This window comes from Clostridium pascui, from assembly GCF_016908015.1.
Classification (GTDB): Bacteria; Bacillota; Clostridia; order Clostridiales; family Clostridiaceae; genus Clostridium_AK; species Clostridium_AK pascui.
Genome location: NZ_JAFBDB010000007.1, coordinates 63,559 through 86,111, shown reverse-complemented (window position 1 = coordinate 86,111; position 22,553 = coordinate 63,559). Strand labels below are relative to the sequence as shown.

At 31.6% G+C, this 22,553-nt stretch carries 15 protein-coding genes, 1 pseudogene and 1 riboswitch; of the genes and pseudogenes, 11 read left to right on the top strand and 5 right to left on the bottom strand.

Translation table 11 applies throughout. From position 1 onward, the window contains the following. The first annotated feature begins 2 nt into the window (after positions 1-2). From JOC70_RS15770 to JOC70_RS15760, 3 genes are all read left to right on the top strand, one after another. On the top strand, positions 3-440 hold the full coding sequence (locus tag JOC70_RS15770; protein ID WP_204599858.1) for a MarR family winged helix-turn-helix transcriptional regulator: 438 nt from the start codon (positions 3-5) through the stop codon (positions 438-440). An 88-nt stretch (positions 441-528) separates the two neighbouring features. Beyond that, a complete protein-coding gene (locus JOC70_RS15765) occupies positions 529-1,920 on the top strand; it encodes an MATE family efflux transporter (RefSeq protein ID WP_204599857.1) in 1,392 nt (463 codons plus the stop codon). A 322-nt stretch (positions 1,921-2,242) separates the two neighbouring features. Then, entirely contained in the window at positions 2,243-3,331 is a 1,089-nt protein-coding gene (locus tag JOC70_RS15760) for a tetratricopeptide repeat protein (RefSeq protein ID WP_204599856.1), read from the top strand. Between the two features lie 87 nt (positions 3,332-3,418). On the opposite strand, the gene JOC70_RS15755 is transcribed toward JOC70_RS15760, so the two are convergent. Then, positions 3,419-4,798: a cache domain-containing protein gene (locus tag JOC70_RS15755; protein ID WP_204599855.1), complete on the bottom strand. Its 1,380-nt coding sequence runs from the start codon at positions 4,796-4,798 to the stop codon at positions 3,419-3,421. A 210-nt stretch (positions 4,799-5,008) separates the two neighbouring features. Between JOC70_RS15755 and JOC70_RS15750 the strand changes: the two genes are divergently transcribed. The 6 genes from JOC70_RS15750 to JOC70_RS15725 all read left to right on the top strand — a co-directional run bounded on the left by JOC70_RS15750 (position 5,009) and on the right by JOC70_RS15725 (position 13,738). Continuing rightward, positions 5,009-6,736 carry a sensor histidine kinase gene (locus JOC70_RS15750; RefSeq protein ID WP_204599854.1) on the top strand — a complete coding sequence of 576 codons (1,728 nt, stop codon included), beginning with the start codon at positions 5,009-5,011 and terminating at the stop codon, positions 6,734-6,736. Beyond that, positions 6,726-8,117 (top strand): sigma-54-dependent transcriptional regulator, encoded by a 1,392-nt coding sequence (locus JOC70_RS15745; protein WP_204599853.1) that lies wholly within the window; start codon positions 6,726-6,728, stop codon positions 8,115-8,117. Before JOC70_RS15750 ends, JOC70_RS15745 begins: the two co-directional genes overlap by 11 nt. Positions 8,118-8,344: 227 nt before the next feature. Next, a complete protein-coding gene (glsA, locus tag JOC70_RS15740) occupies positions 8,345-9,262 on the top strand; it encodes a glutaminase A (RefSeq protein WP_204599852.1) in 918 nt (305 codons plus the stop codon). Positions 9,263-9,345: 83 nt separating this feature from the next. Next, a complete protein-coding gene (locus tag JOC70_RS15735; protein WP_204599851.1) occupies positions 9,346-10,767 on the top strand; it encodes an alanine/glycine:cation symporter family protein in 1,422 nt (473 codons plus the stop codon). A gap of 495 nt (positions 10,768-11,262) precedes the next feature. Continuing rightward, entirely contained in the window at positions 11,263-12,180 is a 918-nt protein-coding gene (gene glsA / locus JOC70_RS15730) for a glutaminase A (protein ID WP_204599850.1), read from the top strand. A gap of 88 nt (positions 12,181-12,268) precedes the next feature. Further along, positions 12,269-13,738: an alanine/glycine:cation symporter family protein gene (locus tag JOC70_RS15725; RefSeq protein WP_204599849.1), complete on the top strand. Its 1,470-nt coding sequence runs from the start codon at positions 12,269-12,271 to the stop codon at positions 13,736-13,738. Positions 13,739-13,923: 185 nt separating this feature from the next. Here the strand turns inward: JOC70_RS15725 and JOC70_RS15720 are convergent, their stop codons facing one another. Next, positions 13,924-15,033, bottom strand: a complete 1,110-nt coding sequence (locus JOC70_RS15720) for a DEAD/DEAH box helicase (protein ID WP_204599848.1) — start codon at positions 15,031-15,033, stop codon at positions 13,924-13,926. A 379-nt stretch (positions 15,034-15,412) separates the two neighbouring features. Then, positions 15,413-15,509: riboswitch (cyclic di-GMP riboswitch) on the top strand. A gap of 495 nt (positions 15,510-16,004) precedes the next feature. Here JOC70_RS15720 and JOC70_RS15715 point away from each other — a divergent pair. After that, positions 16,005-20,210 (top strand): OmpL47-type beta-barrel domain-containing protein, encoded by a 4,206-nt coding sequence (locus JOC70_RS15715; protein ID WP_243429161.1) that lies wholly within the window; start codon positions 16,005-16,007, stop codon positions 20,208-20,210. A gap of 263 nt (positions 20,211-20,473) precedes the next feature. Here the strand turns inward: JOC70_RS15715 and JOC70_RS15710 are convergent, their stop codons facing one another. The 3 genes and pseudogenes from JOC70_RS15710 to JOC70_RS19630 form a co-directional block, all read right to left on the bottom strand. Next, on the bottom strand, positions 20,474-21,112 hold the full coding sequence (locus JOC70_RS15710) for a transmembrane-type terpene cyclase (protein WP_204599847.1): 639 nt from the start codon (positions 21,110-21,112) through the stop codon (positions 20,474-20,476). A gap of 208 nt (positions 21,113-21,320) precedes the next feature. Then, on the bottom strand, positions 21,321-21,872 hold the full coding sequence (locus JOC70_RS15705; RefSeq protein ID WP_243429160.1) for an IclR family transcriptional regulator: 552 nt from the start codon (positions 21,870-21,872) through the stop codon (positions 21,321-21,323). 45 nt (positions 21,873-21,917) lie between these two features. Next, positions 21,918-22,076 (bottom strand): annotated as a pseudogene (locus JOC70_RS19630) (helix-turn-helix domain-containing protein); the annotation flags it as partial. On the opposite strand from JOC70_RS19630, the gene JOC70_RS15700 reads away from it, so the two are divergent. Continuing rightward, entirely contained in the window at positions 22,030-22,515 is a 486-nt protein-coding gene (locus tag JOC70_RS15700) for an arginase family protein (RefSeq protein ID WP_341534917.1), read from the top strand. The pseudogene JOC70_RS19630 and the gene JOC70_RS15700 sit on opposite strands and share 47 nt — an antisense overlap. The last annotated feature ends 38 nt before the right edge of the window (positions 22,516-22,553 follow it).

Sequence of the window (22,553 nt, the reverse complement as noted above, 5' to 3'; positions counted from 1 at the left end):
TTATGAGGGAAAAACCTGAGGATTGGATTGGATATTGGATTAATAAGATTGATAGAGCTATGAAAAATGTTCATGATAAAAGGTTTCAGGAGTATGATTTAACCACGTCCCAAAAGTCAATTTTGTATCAGCTTTGGAATAAGGATGGACTTACTCAAAAAGAAATTCAAGAAAATCTATGTTTGAAAGCAGCTTCTGTATCTGGACTTGTAGAAATGTTACTAAAAAAAGGGTTTATATATAGGAAACAGGATGATGAAGATGCAAGATTCAAAAGACTTTATCTAACGGAAAAGGGAAGACAGATGAAGGAGATATCTATAACAATTTTAAAAGAAATTGAAGATGAAGTATCTCAAGGCTTTTCTGATGATGAAAGAAGAATTTTTATATCATGGATGAGAAAGTTATATAATAATCTTAATGCTATAGAAAAATAAGTATATAGCATGTTTTAATGCGTTTAATTATATTAATACGCTTAGGAAGCTAAATATAATAGTTAAAATAAAGGAGGCAGTATAAAATATGGATGAATCGAAAGAATTGGAAACGCAAAGTGTAGGGAAACTTCTTCTTAAATTTTCTATTCCAGCTGTTATAGGCATGCTTGTTAATGCTTTATATAGTATTGTGGACAGAATATTTGTTGGTAGAGGAGTTGGATCACTTGCGCTTTCAGGAGTGGCGGTTACATTTCCTATTACTAACATAATTATGGCAGTAGGAATGCTTGTTGGGACAGGTGCCGCAGCGGTAGTTTCTATAAAATTAGGACAAAAGAAGAAAGATGAGGCGGAAAAGATTTTAGGTACTTCTTATGTTCTTACAATCATAATGTCGATAATTGTAACTATTTTAGGACTTATATTTTTACAACCTCTTTTAAAGGTATTAGGTGCAAGTGCAGAAACAATGCCTTATGCAAAGCAATTTGGGGGAATAGTGCTCTTAGGTACTGTACTTCAAAATGTTGGATTTGGATTAAATCCTATAATTCGTTCACAAGGTGATCCTAAAACAGCTATGATTACTATGCTTATAGGTGCTGTACTTAATTTGATTATAAATCCTATATTGATATTTGGTTTTAAGTTAGGTGTAGTAGGATCAGCACTGGCAACTATCACCTCACAGGCTGTTTGCTCCATATGGATATATAAATATTTCACAGGTAGCAAAAGTGCGTTAAAGCTAAAGAAAGAGAATATGAAGTTGGAAAAGTCTGTTATTAAAGAAATAATAGCAATAGGAATGTCTCCTTTTGCGATGCAGATTGCAGCTAGTTTAGTTACTATTACTATAAATACAAATTTAGCAAAGTATGGTGGAGATCTTGCCATAGGAGCTTATTCCCTTATAATGAGCATCGCTATTTTAATATTAATGCCAGTACTTGGTGTGAATCAAGGAGCACAGCCTATAATTGGATATAATTATGGTGCTAAAAATATGGGCAGAGTTAAAAAAGCATTGTTATATGCAGTCATTGTAAACACATGTATATCAACAGTTGGATTTATTTTAGTTCAATTATTCCCAACTGAAATTATTAAAATTTTTAATAAAACAGATCTTAAGCTTATAGCTCTAGGAGCAAATGGACTTTCTATTTATCTTATGGCATTTGCCTTTGTGGGACCACAAGCAACTTGCACTAATTATTTCCAAGCTGTTGGAAAAGCAAAATATTCAATGTTTTTAAGTTTATTAAGACAAATTACATTGCTTATACCTCTTATACTCATACTTCCACACTTTTATGGATTGAATGGGGTATGGAGATCAGGACCAATTGCGGATTTTGTTTCATCAGTGATAACATTCATTTGTATAGGATATGAAATGAGAATTTTAAATGGACTTGGAAATGATGCAGCAGTTAACTCTTGTGAAGAAAGAGCTAAATTGTCAGTTTAATGAAATGTTATTTAGGCATAAATAATTAGATGAAATACCATATTAATTTTTTTAAACATGAAATCCTAAAGCATCTGCAATTTGCAGGTGCTTTTTTAAGTGATAAAATAATAATGGTTTTTCCATATATTGAATGTATAGTTATATTCATAAGTACTTGGTTAAAAAATTATTTGTTGGAATCTATTGAAAGAAAATGTCTAAATATGTATAATTATCATGTACAATTTAGAATTAATTTAAATATATATAAATTTAGTATTGTATTGGTGAAATGTTAATCAAAACAATACTGCGTTTAAAATAAAGGTGGGATGGGCTTATGAATTTTGACTACGAAATACAAAAAATAAATCCTATTAGCATTAGCTCTGAAGAATTTAATTCGCATGAAATTCCTAGCAGTGTTCGCAAATCTATAGCTTTATATAACAAATCTATTATAAATTTAAGACTAAAGCATGTAAACTTAGCTATAACAGACTTAAAAAAATCTTTATCACTTAATTCGGATTTTTGTGAAGCAATAAAACTTTTAGGTTTATGTTATGTCTATATAAAGGACTTTAATAAGGCCGAAAATACTTTTAAAAAATTAGCTAGATACAGCATATATGCTAAACTTGCAAATGAGTATTTACAGGAGTTGAAGGCTGAGAGGACTGTTTTAAAAGCACTTGACACTATAAAAGATGCTAGCTCAAATTCGGATAATACAAAGAAAATAAAAAATACTACTAACTTTACAAAAAAGTGCAGTATATCATTTTTAGTAGCAATTACAATAATCACTATTTCAGGATTAGCTTATTGGAATCGTTCTAACATTCAAGGGATGTTTAGTAAGCCTAAAAATACTGAGACTAATAAAAACGAGGAGATTGAACAAAAGCAAGCAATAAATGAACAGTATAATAAGATAGAAGAAGAAAATAAAAAACTCCAAAAAGATTTGGAAACTGCAAAACTAGAACTTGATAATTATAAAAGTAAAAACAATATTATTTCAATGCTGAGTGATGCTGAAAAGTATTATGCAGAAGGAAATTATGAAAAAGTATTAGATAATTTGACATCACTAAGATCTTTAAAACTTGATGACACAGAAAAATTAAGATTTAATAAGATATGGAATAATATGAAAACAAATAATATATGGACTATATACAATGAGGCGAATAAATTATACAAGCAAGGAAAGTATCAAGAGGCATTACCAAAACTAATAATGGTTGAAAAAATTGATCCGGAGTTAGATATCATGCCATGGGTACTTTATCAAATAGGAAACTGTTATAAACAAGCTAGTGATAATAAAAACGCTCTTGTATTCTTTGAAAAAGTTAGGAAGGATTACCCTAATACGGAATATGCGGGCTATTCTGAAGGCATGATTAATGAAATGAAATAAATTTAAAATTCATTACGGTGAACTGTAAATAGGTAAGTATGAGTAAGGCAGCCATATAAGTCATAGATTATATGGCTGTTAGTTTACTTAAGAGTTAATAATAGAACTAATAAGTTCATCTAATTGTACAAGTTCAGTTTTTAGTTCAATGGCAATAGAAGTTTTACATAGAGAATTTATGTAATCTTGGATCTCGAAAAAGTAATTATTTATGTTTGTAATTTGGATTTCATGAGATTTTATGGAAGAATTGAGCTTGCATTTATAGCTATTTAGCCTTGTTATTAAAGTTTTTAACTCTTTAGAATTTGAGTAACTAAAATCGTTGGCATTTTTTATTAGCTTATTTATTCTTTCTTTTTCAGTCTCGATTTCAAATAATATATTAATATGTGAAGTTGCTTTCTCAAATAGAAGTTCATCACTTTCAATCTGAAATAAATCTAATTTTATTGATTTAGGAAGTGTTTGCTCTTCGGTAGATTTAATAGAAACACTTAGTGATTGTATAGTACTCCCCATTTGTTTTGTAATGTATAATATACTAATAATGCTTATAAATATTATGGCAACAACTCCTATAAATATATTAGTTATTATAGTCTTTGTTTCTTTTGTTAATTGATTTTGTTCTATTACACCTACCACTTTCCATCCAGTAACTGTATTTGTCGTATATGAAATATAATAGTTTCCTGATATATTATCAGAATTTAAGCTTCCTGATTTTTGGCTATATAGACTATTGATAAGCTTGTTATTAAAAATAGCTTTAGATTTGATATTTTCAATATTATCAACTATAAAAAAATTTTCATTATCAGTTCTTGAGATAATAAAAATATCTCCTTGATTAAATTCTTTAAAGTAGTTTATTTTTTTAGATAAATCATCAAGATAAATGTCTATAGCCATAACGCCTTTAAACTTATTTTCCTTATCGGTAACAGTTTTAGAAACAGTAATTATATTTTTTTTTGTTGTACTATCAATATAGGGCTTAGTCCAAGTGATTTTACTCGCTGAATTTATTGTGTTTATATACCAAGGCCTTTCTGTTGGTTCCCAATAATTATTCGAGAGTTCTTCTGAAGTGTCTGGCCATGACACAAGTTTCTTAGTGCCAAAGATTTTTTTTTCTGGTGTAAAATAAGCAAACGCAGTTGAGGAATAAGCCTGTTGAAAGGTTTTTAGAAGCTCAAGAGTAGAATCATAATATTTATCAGGATTATCTGATACAGATTGAATCATTTCATTTTTAGATAACATTTCAACAGCACTTTCCAAGGTAGATAAAAATTCAGTTATTGAAAGATTATACTGCTCCACAGAAATATTAAAAGATTTAGTATACTTATTTTGAGACATTATACGATTAGCGTTTATATAAATGTTTGTAAATATAAGAATGATAGCTATAATAAATAAAATAATTTTTATTTTTAGACCATTTAATATTTTAAACACAAGGCACCTCCTAAGTATGGTTACATAATTATTCTAGCATATACATAAGTGTGAGTGTTAAAATTTTTTATTCAAAACCAGAAAATAATAAGTTATAATAAAAGAAATTGTTGATAAGTATCGTAAAATAGTAGTTAAAAGAGTAACTAATTTTATATTAAAATTTAAATTTGTAAACTTATATTTTTAAGGAAGAGTAAGGTGTAGAATATGAAGCTTAAATTTAAAAGAAGAATAGTATTACCAATATTATTTTTGATGATAATGCCTACACTAATACTGAGTGTCTCTTTTTTTAGTAGAATGCAAAAGATTTACTATGAGAATGTTGTTCAGAATACAGAAGGCTTTTTAAACTTAATTTCAGAAAGAACTTATAAAATGGAAGATGGTTTTTATTCTAAACAGATGCTATCTAGTGAACTTTCTTCATTGAAAAAGTTGAGAGTTATAGCCTATGATGGGGATGATATATTTTATAGCAGTTTAGCTGGTATTAACTTGGATACTGATAAAATAAAACTTGGATACACAGAGAATAAAAGATATGAAATTAAGAAGAGAACATATGAAAATTTAAATGCTTCTGTATATGTAGTAATTGATAAGTATGAAATCTTCTTTAATGTTTTAAATGCATATAAGCCATATTTAATATTAATAGTTATTTCAATATTTATTTCACTGCAAGCAATTCTTTTTTTGATAGATAGTTTTTCAAAGCCTATATCCATACTTTTAGAAGGATATAACGATGTAATAACAGGAAAACCTAAAAATAATACAGATATTAAGATGGAAGATGAATTAGGACTTTTGGGTGAAGCATTTAATGAAATGAAGCAACAGATAGCTATTGGAAGTAATAAATTTTTACAAATGAAAAGGTTCAATGAAGATATATTACGTAGTATTTCAACAGGAATAATAACTGCAGATATGTGTGGGAAAATAAAGAATTATAACGATGCTGCATCAGATATTATTGAAAAACTAATGTGCCTTAATGAAAAAAAGCCTAAGATAATTAAAACACTTATGATGCAGATAAACGCAACTATAGAAAGAATGGATTACATAAATAGAATAGAGTGTTTTAATGAATATGATACGAAGGAGTCAGTTTACCTGGATATAACCACGTCTTTAATGAAAAATTCTTCTGGAGAATGTATTGGTGTTATATGCAGTTTTAATGATATTACAAACAGGAAAAAAATTGAGGAAAGTGTAGAAAGGATAGACAGGCTTACTTCGTTAGGAGAGCTAACAGCGGCTTTAGCACATGAAATAAGGAATCCTCTTTCAGGAATTAAAATGAGTGCACAAATATTAAATAAAAGGCTTATTAGTAATCTTAAAGCATCTGAACAAAATTTATTTGAAGCTATAATTAAAGAAACAGACAGGCTTGACTTATTAATTACAGATCTTTTAAACTTTTCAAAGCCTAGAATACCAAAGTTTCAAATTATAGATGTATCTGAGATTTTGGATAGAGCACTTCTTTTCTCAGATAAGAAAATAAGAGAAAAGGAAGCACGGGTTAGCGTAAATTATGATACAAAGGGGGCACAAGTATATTTTGATAAGGGACAGCTTTTGCAAATTTTTCTAAACATCATATCTAATGCATTAGATGCTATTGATGTAAAGGGTGATTTAAAGATAAGTGTAGAAAACCCAATAGAAAGAGATGACAAGTGTATACTTGTATCATTTGAGGATAATGGGCTTGGAATAAGTAAGGAGAATATAAATAAAATTTATGATCCATTTTTTACAACTAAAGAAAGTGGAACTGGTTTAGGACTTTCTGTAGTACATAAATTAGCTACAGCAAACAATGGAAATATTGAAATAGAAAGTATAGAATTAGTTGGAACTATTGTAAAGGTATATTTGCCAAAGTATAGAGGAGAGATTAATGGATACTAAAATTCTAGTAATTGATGACGAAGAAATAATGAGATTAACCCTTGGAGAGGGACTATGTGATTTTGGATATAATGTAGAAACAGCAGCAGACGGGTTGGAGGGAATAAAAAAATTAAAGGAATTTAGGCCTGATGTTATATTACTTGATATGAGGTTAGGATCAGAAAATGGTCTAGATGTTGCAAGAAAAATAAAGCAAATAGATGAATACGTAGAAATAGTTATTATGACAGCATATGGAGACATCAAAACTGCCGTTGAGGCAATAAGAATAGGGGCAATAGATTATATAAAGAAACCTCTAGACATCGAAGAAATTGAAGTCACTATATCAAAGGCAATTGCTAGTCAGAGTATGAAGAAAAAGTTAAAGCTTTATGAAGAAAGAGAACTAAAATCAGGAGATACATTTATAAGCAAAGATCCTATAATGGAAGATACCATTAAAAAAATGAATGTATTATCTCAAAATGATTCTGTGACGGTGTTGATAAGAGGAGAAACTGGAACAGGCAAAGAGGTTATTGCTAACTTTATACATAAGAACAGTAATAGAAAAGATTCATTAATGCTTAGTGTTAATTGTGCTGCAATACCTAGGCAGCTTCTTGAGAGTGAACTTTTTGGCTTTGAAAAAAATGCATTTAGTGGTGCTAATTCCAGAAAGAGGGGACTTTTGGAGCTAGCTCATGGTGGAACTGTATTCCTTGATGAATTAGGGGAGATGCCGCTTGACATACAGTCTAAATTGCTTAGATTTCTTGAAACAAGAAAGTTTAATAGAATAGGTGGACTTGAGGAAATAGAAGTCGATATAAGGGTAATTGCAGCTACTAATAAAAACCTTGAAGAAGCAATAGCTAAAAAGGAATTTAGAGAAGATCTATATTACAGATTGAATGTGGTACCTATTTTTATTCCGGCATTGAGAGAGAGAAAGCTTGATATTGTAGAACTCTCTAAATATTTCTTGCATATGTTCAATACTAAATTTAAGAAGAATTTTAAAGGCTTCACAAATGAAGCTATTGATAAAATGACATCTTATCAATGGCCAGGAAATATAAGAGAACTTAAAAATATTATAGAGAGGATTGTAATTTTAAATAATGCAAGTTTTATAGATGTAGAAAATCTCCCTGGTGAGATACAAGAACAAGTAACTGATAAAAAAAATATAGAATTTGCAGAAGAAGATGAAGAAATACTTCAATGTGGGTTTTCATTAGAGGAAAAGGTTGCAGACTTAGAAAAGTATTATATAACAAAAGCTTTAGACAAATCAAAGGGAAATTTTAGTGCTGCTTCAAAACTCCTAGGAATATCAAGACATGCACTTAATAGAAGGATGGAAAAATACTTTAATGATATAATAGAATAAAAATAAATTGCTAAAAGGTTTAGCTTTATATTAAAAAAATGCTCGATATTAAACATGATGTTTGATATCGAGCATTTTTATGTGCATTTTCGAGCGTGTTCAACATAAATATGCAGAAAAATTATCGGGGTTTTAATTTTACCTATGCTTTTTGTTTGGCATGAATCTTGCTTGGTATATTTAGTGTTGAGATTAATGTCCATAAATTAAGCAGGAGGTAATTACTAGTGAAATCGATTTTGAAAAGAGTAATTGAAGACAGCAGGGATATTACAAAACTTGGACAAGTGGCAGCGTATATTCCTGAACTTGCAAAGGGGGACAGAGATGCCCTTGGAGTATGTGTTTTCGACGTGAATTGTAATTCTATTTTAGAAGGTGACTATAAGACAAAGTTTACTATTCAAAGTGTATCAAAGGTAGTAATTCTTATATGTGCTCTTATAGATAATGGAAAGGATGAAGTTTTCTCTAAGGTAGGTAGTGAACCGTCTTCAGACCCATTTAATTCATTACTGAAGTTGGAAATAAATGACGACCACAAACCTTTAAATCCATTTATAAATGCAGGAGCAATAGTTTGCACATCTCTTGTATCAGGAGATAACGGCATAGAAAAGTTTAGCAGAATCCACAATATGATGAAAAAATTGGCCAATAATGATGAAATTGATGTAAACTATTCAGTTTATAATTCAGAAAAATTAACTGGAAATACAAATAGAGCAATAGCTTACTATCTTAAGGGCGCTAACATAATTGAAAAGGATGTAGAGGATATATTAGATGCATACTTCAAATGCTGTTCAATAGAGGTGCTTGTTGAAGATGTAGCAAAGATAGCTTCTGTAGTTGCAAATAATGGTGTAGCACCATGGTCAAATGAAAGATTAATTCCAGAGGAAATTAACAAAATAGTGAAAGCTATTATGACAACTTGTGGATTATATGATAGATCTGGAACGTTTTCTGTTAATATTGGTGTTCCTGCTAAAAGTGGAGTAGGTGGATGTATCATGGCTGTTGCTCCAAACCGTATGGGAATAGCAGTTGTAGGACCAGCACTTGATAAGCATGGAAACAGCATTGGTGGAGTGAAGGTCATAGAAGGTCTTTCTAAAGAACTAAATCTAAGTATTTTCTAATTTTTATAAAAGTATTTAGCTATATGTCAAAAAAATAAAATTATTAAATTTAAAAATTAAATTGTTAAGGAGAGAGTATAATAATGTTAAAACTTTTAAATTCTTTTATATCAGCAAGTAATACTATACTTTGGTCTTATGTGCTTATAGTTTTACTTATAGCAGTGGGGATTTATTTCACTGTTTATCTTAAGGGAGCGCAATTCAAATTTTTCGGTCAAACATTTAAGCTTCTAGGTGGTGGGAAACCTAAGGATGGTAAAGGAGTTTCTTCATTCCAGGCATTTTGTATAAGTGTTGCTTCTAGCGTTGGTACTGGAAATCTTGCAGGGGTTGCCATTGCAGTTTCAGTTGGAGGTCCAGGGGCCGTTTTCTGGATGTGGCTTATAACTCTTTTAGGAGCAGGTTCAAGTTTTGTTGAAAACACATTAGCACAGGTATATAAAGTAAAGGACAAAAATGGCTATAGAGGTGGTCCTGCATATTATATGGAGAAGGCTCTTGGCAAGAGAAAGTTAGGAATTATATTCTCAGTACTTATAACTATATCCTTTGGACTTGTATTTAATTCAGTTCAGGCAAATACTATAACTTTTGCGTTTGAAGAAGCTTTTGGTCTTAGCAGGCTTTATGGAGCTATAATTATTATAGCACTTACTTCTACGGTTATATTTGGTGGAGTTAAGAGAATAGCACAGGTAGCAGAAGTTATAGTGCCAGTTATGGCTGTAGCTTATGTATTAGTTGCATTATTTGTAGTTTTTAAAAATATAAGTCAGCTTCCACACGTATTTACAATGATTTTTGAAGGTGCTTTTGGATTAAAGCAATTTACAGGCGGTGGAATTGGTGCAGCTATTATGATGGGAATTAAAAGGGGATTATTTGCAAATGAAGCAGGTATGGGAAGTGCACCAAATGCAGCAGCTGCAGCAGAGGTAACTCATCCAGTTAACCAAGCAATTATGCAAGTATTTGGAGTTTTTCTTAATACGATAGTAATATGCAGTGCAACGGCATTTATTATATTAGTTTCTGGTGCAAATCAACAAGAAGGATTAACAGGAATTCAATTAACACAAACAGCTTTAAGTTCAGAGGTAGGTGCTTGGGGAAACATATTTATAGCAGCATGTACTTTTATGTTTGCATTTAGTTCCATAATTGGAAACTATTATTATGGTGAATCAAATATAGAATTTATGAATGGAAGTAAAACAGTACTTAGTATATTTAGATTTGCCGTAATTGGTATGGTATTTATAGGTTCTATGGCTTCATTAGATATGGTATGGAATTTAGCAGATTTATTTATGGGATTAATGGCACTTCTTAATATTGTAGTTATATTTAAATTAAGCAAGATAGTTTTAAAGGTAATTCAAGATTATGCAGCACAAAAGAGAGAAGGTAAGGATCCAGTATTTTATGTAGAAAATGTTGATGGGTTAGTAAATGTTGAATGTTGGAGTAAAGATAGAGAAAAGATTCAGCATTCTGCATAGAGAATATTGATGGGTTAGTCAAAGATAGAGATTAGATTTAAATTTTATTAATAGTTTCTATAACGAAAGGGGTTGTCTTACAATGAATAGATATACATTGAGAGACAATCCCTTATTAGTTATAGTTATAATAATATTTTATTATAGAGAGAATTGTAATTTTAAATAATGTAAGTTTTATAGATGCAGAAAATCTTCCTCTAGTGAAATGCAAGAACAAGTAACTTATAAAATAAATATAGAATTTGAGGAAGAAGATGAAGAAATAATTCAATGCGGTTTTTATAAATTAGTGAAAGATTTAGTTTTATATAAAAAATGCTCGATATCGCGCAAGTTGTTCGATATCGAGCATTTTAAATGTGCGATTTCTAACATTTCCAGCATCAATATACAGAAAAGTAGCTATTTTTTAAAATTTGATTGTATTTATTGATTGGCATGCATTTTGCTATATATATTAGTGTTCAGAAATTGCGAAGGAGGTAATTATTAGTGAAAACGATTTTAAAAAATGTAATCGAAAACAATAGGGATATTACAAAATTTGGACAAGTAGCAACGTATATTCCTGAACTTGCAAAGGGAAATAGAGATGCTCTCGGAGCATGCATTTTCGATACAAGCTGTAATTCAATTTTAGAAGGTGACTACGAAACAAAGTTTACTATTCAAAGTGTGTCAAAAGTAGTAACCCTTATATGCGCCCTTATAGATAATGGGAAGGAAGCGGTTTTTTCTAAGGTAGGCAATGAGCCTTCAGCAGATCCATTTAATTCATTGCTAAAGTTAGAAATACAGGAAAATCACAAGCCTTTAAATCCATTTATAAATGCAGGGGCAATAGTTTGTACGTCTCTTGTGTCAGGGGATAACGGCATAGAAAAGTTTAGTAGAATCCACAATATGATAAAGAAATTATCCAATAATGACGACATTGATGTAAACTATTCAGTTTATAACTCAGAAAAATTAACTGGAAATACGAACAGAGCGATAGCTTATTATCTTAAAGGAGCTAACATAATTGAAAAGGATGTAGAGGATATATTAGATACATATTTCAAATCCTGTTCAATAGAGGTGCTTGTTGAAGATATAGCCAAAGTGGCTTCTGTAATTGCAAATAATGGTGTAGCACCATGGTCGAACGAAAGGTTGATTCCAGAGGAGGTTAATAGAATAGTAAAGGCTATTATGACAACCTGTGGATTATATGATACATCTGGAACATTTTCTGTTAATGTTGGTGTTCCTGCTAAAAGCGGAGTAGGTGGATGTATCATGGCAGTTGTTCCAAATCGTATGGGAATAGCAGTTGTAGGACCAGCACTTGATAAGCATGGAAACAGCATTGGTGGAGTGAAGGTAATGGAAGGTCTTTCTAGAGAACTAAATCTAAGCATTTTCTAATTTTTACAATAGAATATTTAGTTTGATATGTCAATAATGATAAATCTTTTAAATTTAAAAATAAAATTATTAAGAGGAGAGTGTACAAATGGTAAATCTTTTAAATTCTTTTGTGTCAGCAAGTAATACTATACTTTGGTCCTATGTACTCATAATTTTACTTATAGCGGTAGGACTTTATTTTACTATTTATCTTAAGGGTCCTCAGTTCAAATTTTTCTTTCAGACATTTAATCTTTTAGGTGGTAAAAAGCCTAAGGATGGTAAAGGAGTTTCTTCATTCCAAGCGTTTTGTATAAGTGTTGCTTCTCATGTTGGTACCGGAAATCTTGCAGGGGTTGCCATTGCAGTTTCAGTTGGAGGGCCAGGGGCACTTTTCTGGATGTGGGTTATAGCTCTTTTGGGAGCAGGATCAAGTTTTGTTGAAAACACATTAGCACAGGTATATAAGGTAAAGGATAAAAATGGATATAGAGGTGGTCCTGCATATTATATGGAAAAAGCTCTTGGAAATAGAAAGCTAGGAATTATATTTTCAATACTTATAACTATATCCTTTGGACTTGTATTTAATTCAGTTCAAGCAAATACGATAACATTTGCATTTGAAGGTGCTTTTGGTATTAAAAGACTTTATGGAGCTATAGTTCTTATAGTGCTTACTGCTATGGTTATATTTGGTGGAGTTAAGAGAATAGCTCAAGTTGCAGAAGTTATAGTTCCAGTTATGGCTTTAGGATATGTATTAGTTGCATTGTTTGTAATTTTAAAGAATATAGGTGAAATACCACATATATTTGCAATGATTTTTGAAGGAGCTTTTGGTATAAAGCAATTTACAGGTGGTGGAATTGGTGCTGCTGTTATGATGGGAATTAAAAGAGGATTATTCTCAAATGAAGCAGGTATGGGAAGTGCACCAAACGCAGCGGCTACAGCAGAAGTAACTCATCCAGTTAAACAAGCTATTATGCAAGTATTTGGAGTTTTCCTTGATACTATAGTAATATGTAGTGCAACAGCATTTATTATATTAGTTTCTGGTACAAATCAGCAGGAAGGGTTAACAGGAATACAGTTAACACAAACAGCATTAACTTCTCAAGTAGGTAATTGGGGTAATATATTTATAGCAGTATGTATTTTCATGTTTGCATTTAGTTCTATACTTGGAAACTATTATTATGGTGAATCAAATATTGAGTTTATGAAAGGCAGTAAAACAGTGCTCAATGTATTTAGATTTGCTGTACTAGCTATGGTGTTTGTAGGTTCCATGTCATCATTAGATTTTGTATGGAATTTAGCAGATTTATTTATGGGATTAATGGCACTTCTTAATATTGTTGTTATATTTAAATTAAGTAAGATAGTTTCAAAAGTAGCTCAAGATTATATAGCGCAAAAAAGGGAAGGCAAAGATCCAGTGTTCTATGCAGAAAATATTGATGGATTAGTAAACGTTGAGTGCTGGAATAAAGAAAATAATAATGTTGAAAATCAAGAAGGAAAGGGTAAAAGTTCAATATCTCACGCAGAAGCATCTATTGATATATAGTAAAAGCTGATTCGGTTAATGAATATAAAATGCGGTTAAAAAAGTGAATTAAAATATTTTTAAACTCCCTATGATTTGAAAAATTATAGGGAGTTTTATTACATGTAACTAGAGAAAAGTATACAATCTTCATATCAATAAGAGCATATACACGTAATGTTAAAAGAATAGATATGCTTAAAACATTATATATCTAATTCTCTTCTTGGTATATCAAACTTTATGGATTTTTCTATTTCCTCCAGAGCTCTTTTATCTTTGGGATCTATAAATAGGCAAGTATAACCCTCTTCACCGGCTCTTCCTGTTCTGCCCATACGATGTATATAAGACTCTGCATTTTCTGGGATATCATAATTATATATATGGCTAACCCCGCTTATATCTAATCCTCTAGCTGCCACATCTGTAGCTATTAAATACTGAACATCTGCATTTCTAAAGGATTTTATTATTCTTTCACGTTTTGATTGAAGTATATCGCTATGCAACTTTGTACAGTTGTATCCACGTCTATGTAATGCCATTTCAAGATCATCTACTCTTCTCTTAGTTCTGCAAAATATTATAGCCATAAATGGATTATCTTCATCTAAAACTTTACATAAAGAATCTTGTTTTTTTCTATCTGTAGTTTCTACCACTTCTTGTTTAATATTAATAAGTGTAACCTCTTCTTTTTTAACTGCAACCATTAAAGGGTCATTCATATATCTATAGGCTAGTTTTTTAACTTCAGAATTCATAGTTGCTGAGAAACATAAAGTCTGACGTTTTTTATTTGTTTCTTTTATAATAGCTTCAACATCATTTTTAAATCCCATAAGCAGCATTTGATCTGCTTCATCTAATACTAATGTTTTTAGTTTGCTAAGATCTACTGTTTTTCTTTGGAGATGGTCTAACAACCTTCCAGGAGTTGCAATTATTAAATGAATATTTTTATTGAGCTTCTTTAATTGAGAGCCAATGTCTTTACCACCATAGGCTGCTAAAATATTTATGTCTTTAGCAGCTTTAAACTTCATAGCTTCTTCAGTTATTTGAATAGCAAGTTCTCTTGTAGGAGATATAATTAATGCCTGAATTGCATTTACATCAGGTGATATATTTTCAAAAATAGGAATTAAAAAGGCAAAGGTTTTTCCTGTACCAGTTTGTGCTTCTGCTATAACGTCTCTTCCTTCTTTAATAAATTTAATACTTTCTTTTTGAATTGCTGTTGGCTCAGTAATACCTGTATGATTTAATACATTTATTATATCTTGACTAATTCCTAATTCTTTAAAATTCATTATTCTTCAAACCTTTCATTACTTAATTTATATTTATTCTTCATTAAATCAATTAATAATATCACATAAATATTAATAGTAATAGGGGATAGTTAACTGATTTGGCTTTTACAAACCTGTTTTACAAGTTTTATACTCATATCCGTATCATAAATTTTTATCTCGTTTCCAAGGTTGATACTGTTCGTATTATTTTCACACGGGGTTAAACAAATGTATTCATATAAACGGAATAAATAAGAAGTTTTTCATAAAGATATGTAAATATAAAATTATCTATATAATAGTTTATAGCTATTTATTTATGTAGAAGAATACATAATTATATAGTCTATATATAAACTATTTGATTTACGTATCGATAAAAGAATTATTAAACAAGTGAAAAAGGCAAACCATGGGAAACCATGAGACGCAAAGCCAAGGGCCTGACCCACAATAATGAAAATTTATGTGGATGGTAGCCGGTTGCCACGGGGAATCATAGTTTTATCTATGGTCCTTGTTTTAGGTCCCTTTTTCGCAAAGAAAGGTAGGGTCACATTATGAAAAGGCATTTTCGTGTCAAATTCTCAGTTCTATTATTGCTGTTGTTTGGATTCCAAGTCATGTTTCCTTCAGTAAACGCATTGGCATCAACAATAAACAGCAATATATTGCCTCCAAGCAATCTGGCATTTCAACTTACAACACCAGATGATGTAAAGCTCACTTGGAGTTCTGTATACGGCGCTAGCGGATATAACGTGTATAGAATTACGGATGGGCAACTGAAATTCCTTGGAAAGGCAGCATCTACTACTTATACTTTTAGTAATCTTGAAGAAGGTTCATACACCTATGTGGTATCAACACTAAGTGCAGAGGGTGAATCAGGGCCTTGTGCTCCAATTTCTGTTGATATCGTTTATCCTGATATGTCGTCACCAGCAACATTGACTAATACGATTAAAAACGGTAATGATATTGTATTGAATTGGTCTGCAGCCACATATGCACAAACATATAATATCTATGAAATTACGGCGGATGGCCAAAAGGCATTGGTAGATTCAGTAACAGGACGTACGTATACTATTACTAATACACCTGCTGGAACTCATACCTACGCAGTTTCTGCTGTTAATTCTTTGTATGGTGAATCACTAATCTCATCTACTGTAAAAGTTGATGTGGTTTTTCCAACAATGATAGCTCCAAGCAATCTTACGTATAAGATTCAAAATGGCAATGATGTGGTATTAACTTGGGGAGCGGTTACTTACGCTAATAGTTACAATATTTACGAGTTAATTAATGGTGAACAAGTAATGAAAACTACGGTTTCTTCTTCTAGTACAACTTTATCTAATGTACAGGCCGGTAATCATACATATGTTGTTCGCTCAGTGAGTACTCGATTTGGTGAATCAATAGAAGGAAGTCAAATTTCTGTGGCTTTAAATTCACAAACAATGTTACCACCAGCAAACTTGACGTATACTCTAACTAATGGCACTGATATTACTTTAAAATGGACAGCTGCCACTTATGCAACTGCATATAATGTTTATGAAGTTATTAACGGACAAAAAGTATTAAGAAGTACGATAACCGGAACAACTGTTACCTATGCTAATATGTCAAATGGTAGTTATCATTATGAAGTTCATTCTTATAGTGATCGTTTTGGCGAATCTCCAGAAGGAAGCCAAGTTTCTGCTGCTTTAGGTGATGTGACAATGGCTCCACCGGCTAATCTAGCTTATAAGATTAATAATGGTAATGATATAGTTTTGTCTTGGGGAGCTGTACCAAATGCCATAAGTTATAAAATCTACCAAATTACTAACGGACAAAGAGTTTTAAAAAGTACGGTAACTGGAACAACTGTCACATATGCTAATATGCCTGCTGCCGATTACAGCTATGAAGTTCATTCTTATTCAACTAGCTTTGGGGAGTCAGCTGAAGGAAGCCAGCTTTTATTCAAATTGGTCTTTCCAAGTATGCAGCCACCAGCAAATGTAGTACAAACAATTAAGAATGCAACAGATTTTACTTTGAGCTGGGAAGCAGCTTCCTATGCAACAAGCTATAAAGTTTATCAAATCGTTAACGGACAAAAGGTTTTAAAAAGTACAGTGACTGGAACAACTATTACTTATACTAAAATGACACCGGGAGACTACACCTTTGAAGTTCATTCCTATTCTACTAGGTTTGGAGAGTCTGTAGAGGGAAGTACTTTAACAATGACTTTAAATGGACAAACAATGGAAGCACCAACGAATCTAACCTACAGCATTGCAAATGGTAATGATGTTACATTGAAGTGGACAGCAGCGCCCTATGCAACAAGCTATAAAATTTATCAAGTAATTAATGGTGAAAATATACTGCAAAAAACGGTAACTACTACATCTGCATCCTTTACTAATATGCCAACTGGTGATTATAAATATATTGTTACTTCGGTGTCTACGCTTTTAGGGGAATCTCCAAGTGGAGCAGAAGTCACTTTATCATTAATCAATCCAACAATGGCAGCTCCAAATAACTTAACATACAAAATTCAAAATGGTAACAGTGTAGTATTAAGTTGGGAAGCAGTCACCTATGCTAATAGTTATAAAGTTTATGAACTAGTTGATGGACAAGAAGTGTTGAAAAGTACAGTTACTTCTTTAACTGCAACAATACTAAATGTAGCTGCTGGTAGCCACACTTATGTTGTTCATTCAATAAGCACTCGTTTTGGTGAATCGCAGGAAGGAAGTCAAATCTCTTTGACTTTAGATCAACATGTTATGGAAGCACCGATAAATCTTACCTATAGTATTACAAATGGAAATAATATAACTTTAAAATGGACAGCACCAACTTATGCAACTAGTTACAAAATCTATCAAGTGATTGATGGAGAAAATGTATTACAAAAGACAGTAACTAGTACATATGTAACTTTTACTAATATACCATCTGGAGATTATCGTTATGTAGTTACCTCCGTATCTAATATTTTTGGAGAATCTCCAAGTGGAGCAGAAGTTACTTTATCTTTAGTTGTTCCAACTATGGAAAACCCTAGTAATGCTGCGTATAGTATTCAAAATGGCAATGATGTAGTGCTTACTTGGGGAGCAGTTACCTATGCTACTAGTTATAAAGTTTATGAGTTAGTTGATGGACAAGAAGTGTTGAAAACTACCGTTTCCTCAACATCCGCAAGGTTATCAAATGTAGCAGCTGGTGATCATACTTATGTTGTTCACTCAGTAAGCACTATTTTTGGAGAATCACAACCAGGAAGTCAAATTCCACTGACTTTAGAGCAGCAGATGATGACTCCGCCAACAGACTTAACTTATAGTATTACAAGTGGAAATAATATAACCCTTAAATGGAATGCTGTAACCTATGCAACATCCTATAATGTATATCAGATTAATAACGGAGAAAAGAATTTAGTAAAAACAGTGACTAGTACGTCTGTGGCATTTACAAATATGCCTGCTGGAGACTATACTTATGAGGTTTATTCTTATAGCGCTCGATTTGGTGAATCTTCTACTGGAAGTATCACAAACTTTGAGTTAATTTGGCCAGTGGTACAGCCACCTGTTCTTACAGATACTATTTATAATGTTAATAATATTACTCTATCTTGGCAGACATCTAATTGGGCCAACGAATATCGTGTTTATGAAGTAACTGGCGACACTCGACAATTGCTTTATAAAGGAACAGCCTTAAGTTATAAAATTTTTAATCTGTCAGAAGGTACTCATAACTATGAAGTAACTGCGTATAATACACGTTTTGGAGAATCTGCTCCGTCTAATAGAATAACTGAGGTAATTATCTATCCGGATATGCAGTCTCCGACAGCAACTTTAAAGCTTCTCGGCCCAACAAGTGCTTCAATTTCTTGGAATTTTATAACCTATGCTAATGGTTATAATGTTTACGAGATTATCGATGGTAAACCAGTACTATTGACAGAAAACTTAAATAATCTTTCTTACCAAGTTGATAATCTGTCTTATGAAGATCATCAATACTACGTTACTTCATTTAGTAACTCCTTTGGTGAATCGCAACCATCCAATATTGTTATAGCAAAACTAATTGTTGATACTGAAGCACCAGTAACAACTGCTAATGCACCAATTAATTGGATGAATCAGAGTCCTTTAGTTGTTAATTTATCTGCAACAGATAACGAGACAGGTGTTGCAAATACTTATTACTCTATAAATGATAGTGATTTTATAGAAGGGACTTCTTTTTCAGTAGATAAAGAAGGCGTGAACAAAATCTCCTTCTATTCTGTTGATAAAGTAGGAAACAAGGAAGTAGTGAAAATAATCTATGTTAAGATAGATAAAACAGCTCCAGTTACTACCACTAATATACTAGAGAATTGGTCTAAGGAAGATGTAACAGTGAATTTATTTGCAGCAGATAATCAAAGTGGTATTGCTAAAACATTCTATTCTATCGATGGTTCTAATTGGTTAGAAGGTACATCTTTCACAGTAAAAGGTGAAGGTATTCATAAAATTAGTTTCTACTCAACTGATGCTGCTGGCAACATTGAAGAATCAAATACAGTAGAAGTGAAGATAGATAAAACAGCTCCAGTTATCACAATGGATTTGGATAAAGAATATAAACTTGGTACTACACTTCAGTTAGCATACATGGCAAAAGATAATCTTTCAGGTATTGTTGATGAAAAGATGGTAGTTTTTAGCCCAAATGAACCAACTGGAAAGGTTGTAGAAAATAATGCCAGCATACAACTTGATAAGCCAGGCATTTACAACGTTACTGTTACTGTAACTGATGCTGCTGGCTTTACCACTACCATTGAAAAACAGTTTGTAGTTTATATACCAGCTAATATCGAAGTAACACCTAAAGTTATTAAAGGTAATAAGGGCATATTTACTGTTCGTGCTGACATGCCGGTTGAATACGGAGCACAAGGTTTTGATCTTAATACGGCAACACTTAACGGTGTAAAGGCACTTACAAGCAACAACGGATATTATAATCAAGCAAAGCTTGGTCAGTTTAAGTTTGAACGTTCAGATTTTTCTTGGACTCCGTCTGACATGATAGTTGAGTTCCGCTGTTATATTAATGATTATTTAGTAGTTGGACAAACTATAGTAAAAATACAAAAATAATACTTCAGTAGTTATGGCTAACCGCAAATGAACTCTACTCTAAAGAGTAGACAATAAAAAGAAAATCACTATCTAAGAAGGAGCTATCTCAAATTTTACTTTGAGACAGCTCCTATTCAACAATCTAGAGGCCCTCAGGCCTCTTTTTTATTCAAAGAATTTAATAAAATAATTGTGTAAATATATATCATAGCTTAAATACAAATGGAGTACATAAGAACACTAATAAATATGAAGAAGAAATAGTTGCAATTATAAATAAATCAAGCTTTAAATGTTTTTGATCTGCTAAAAGATGTTTTTTTAGCATTATTCAAAAGTGATATATATATAATATCAAATACTGAACAGAATATTCCAAGAACTAGGACTAATTTGTTTTCATAAATTAAACCAAATAAAATAGTAGGTGCTAAAGTACCAATCCATTTATTAATAGCAATAGTTAGATTTTGACCTTCTGTATTCATTCTACGAACAATCATATTAATAAATAATATAGACATTATAAGGTTTTGAAAAAATGCTGAGTACCATCCGCCTAAATCTCCAAATTCCACAATAAAATAGTATTGAATAACAAAAGACATTAAAAATATAAGTCCATTCCAAAGCATAAAGTATTTTTCACCTAGGCGTTTTGGAAAATACTTTTTCCCATATCTTAAGTAAGTATAAACAATTAAAGCATCTAAAAGGAACCAAATTAAGATAATCCAGCTTTGAACACTTGTAGGATTATCTTTTATACTAATATAAGAATAAATTGTTTCCCAGGCAATATTAAGGGCCAATGCAATAAATGGCATTCCATAGGTTTTATCCTTAAAACCTAAACGAATTAATTCAATATAAACTATTGTCCAACAGATTCCCCCTAATAATGTTAAAAATAACACCATAAAATTTCCTCCTATAAATTTGATGTTAAATTGTACGTTTGTAGGATTAGAATATAATAATATACAATATTCCTATTTATAATAGTGTATGCACGTGATAGAGGACGATTAACAACTTCTGCATAAAGAGCATGAATAGTTGTTAACCGTCCTCTAATTTTTTAATTATAGTGGAGAAATTGGCTTAATATTAATTTCTTCACTATAGTTAAAACATTTCCTTGGTAATACGTTTACTTGCACATTTAAAATCAGTAACTATAGCATCATGAATTCTCACTATATAAGATGATATGCCACAAGCGCTAATTGCACCAAATAATGTTCCGCTCTTATTATATATAGGAACTGAAATAGCGGAAACACCTTCACCTAGCTCCTGATTTTCATAAGAGTAGCCCAGTCTTTTAATTTCTTCAAGGCTTTTTAAAAGAGCTTCTTGTGTTGTAATTGTAAAAGGCGAGGATGGTGTCAGCTCAATACTCTTAAGATAGGCTTTTAGTGCGTCTTCAGTCATGTTTGCAAGTGTCAGCTTACCAGATGCAGTACAATACATTGGATCGTTATCTGAAACATGACTAATATTATATATGGAGTTAGATGGCAGCATTTGATGCAGAAGCATAAGTTTTTCTTGAACCATGATGAATAGGTTAGAGGTTACTTTATGTTTATTACTAAGTTGAATCATATAAGGTTTAGCAGTTACAGTAAGTAATGTCTTATTAGTACTATGAGAATATCTAGATTTGCTTAGCAAAGCTTGGCCTAGTAAATATCGACCCTCGTTATTTTGAAAGATGTATCCATTGTCATACAGAGTGTGGAGAATTCCATGTACGGTGCTTTTATTTAAATCTAAAATTTGACTTATTTGAGTCAGCGTCAATTCGGTATGATCGTCGTCAAAGCAGTTAATTATATCAATTGCTCGTTGCAGCCCTTTCCATAGATTGTATGACATGGAAGCATTTGATCCTAAAAACCTTGTTAGTGTGGGCATTCGAGGACCACGTAATAATTTTAATGCTATAAAAGAAGCTAAAAAATATGGCGCATCAGTTATCACTAGCTTTGATGTGAAAAAGAATGGTGTTGATGCTTCCGTTAAGAAAGCTATTGAAATTGCATCAAAAGGAACCAGCGCAATCTATGTCAGCGTATGTAGTGATGCTCTTGATATTGCATTTAATCCTGGAGGTCCAGCAGATTTGTGTGGCTTAACCAGCTTTGAACTTGCAGAAATGCTCTATCAGTGTGGACTTGGCGGAGCTAAGGGCTTTGACTTTATGGAAGTTTATCCACCAGATGACCTTCATAATGTATCAAGTCATGGAGCATGTTGGATGGCTATTTACATGATGGCAGGAATGGCGAAGCGTATGCTAAGCGAAAAAATGTAAGGTAAATTAACTGACTTTTCCCGTCTTTCTCTAATAGA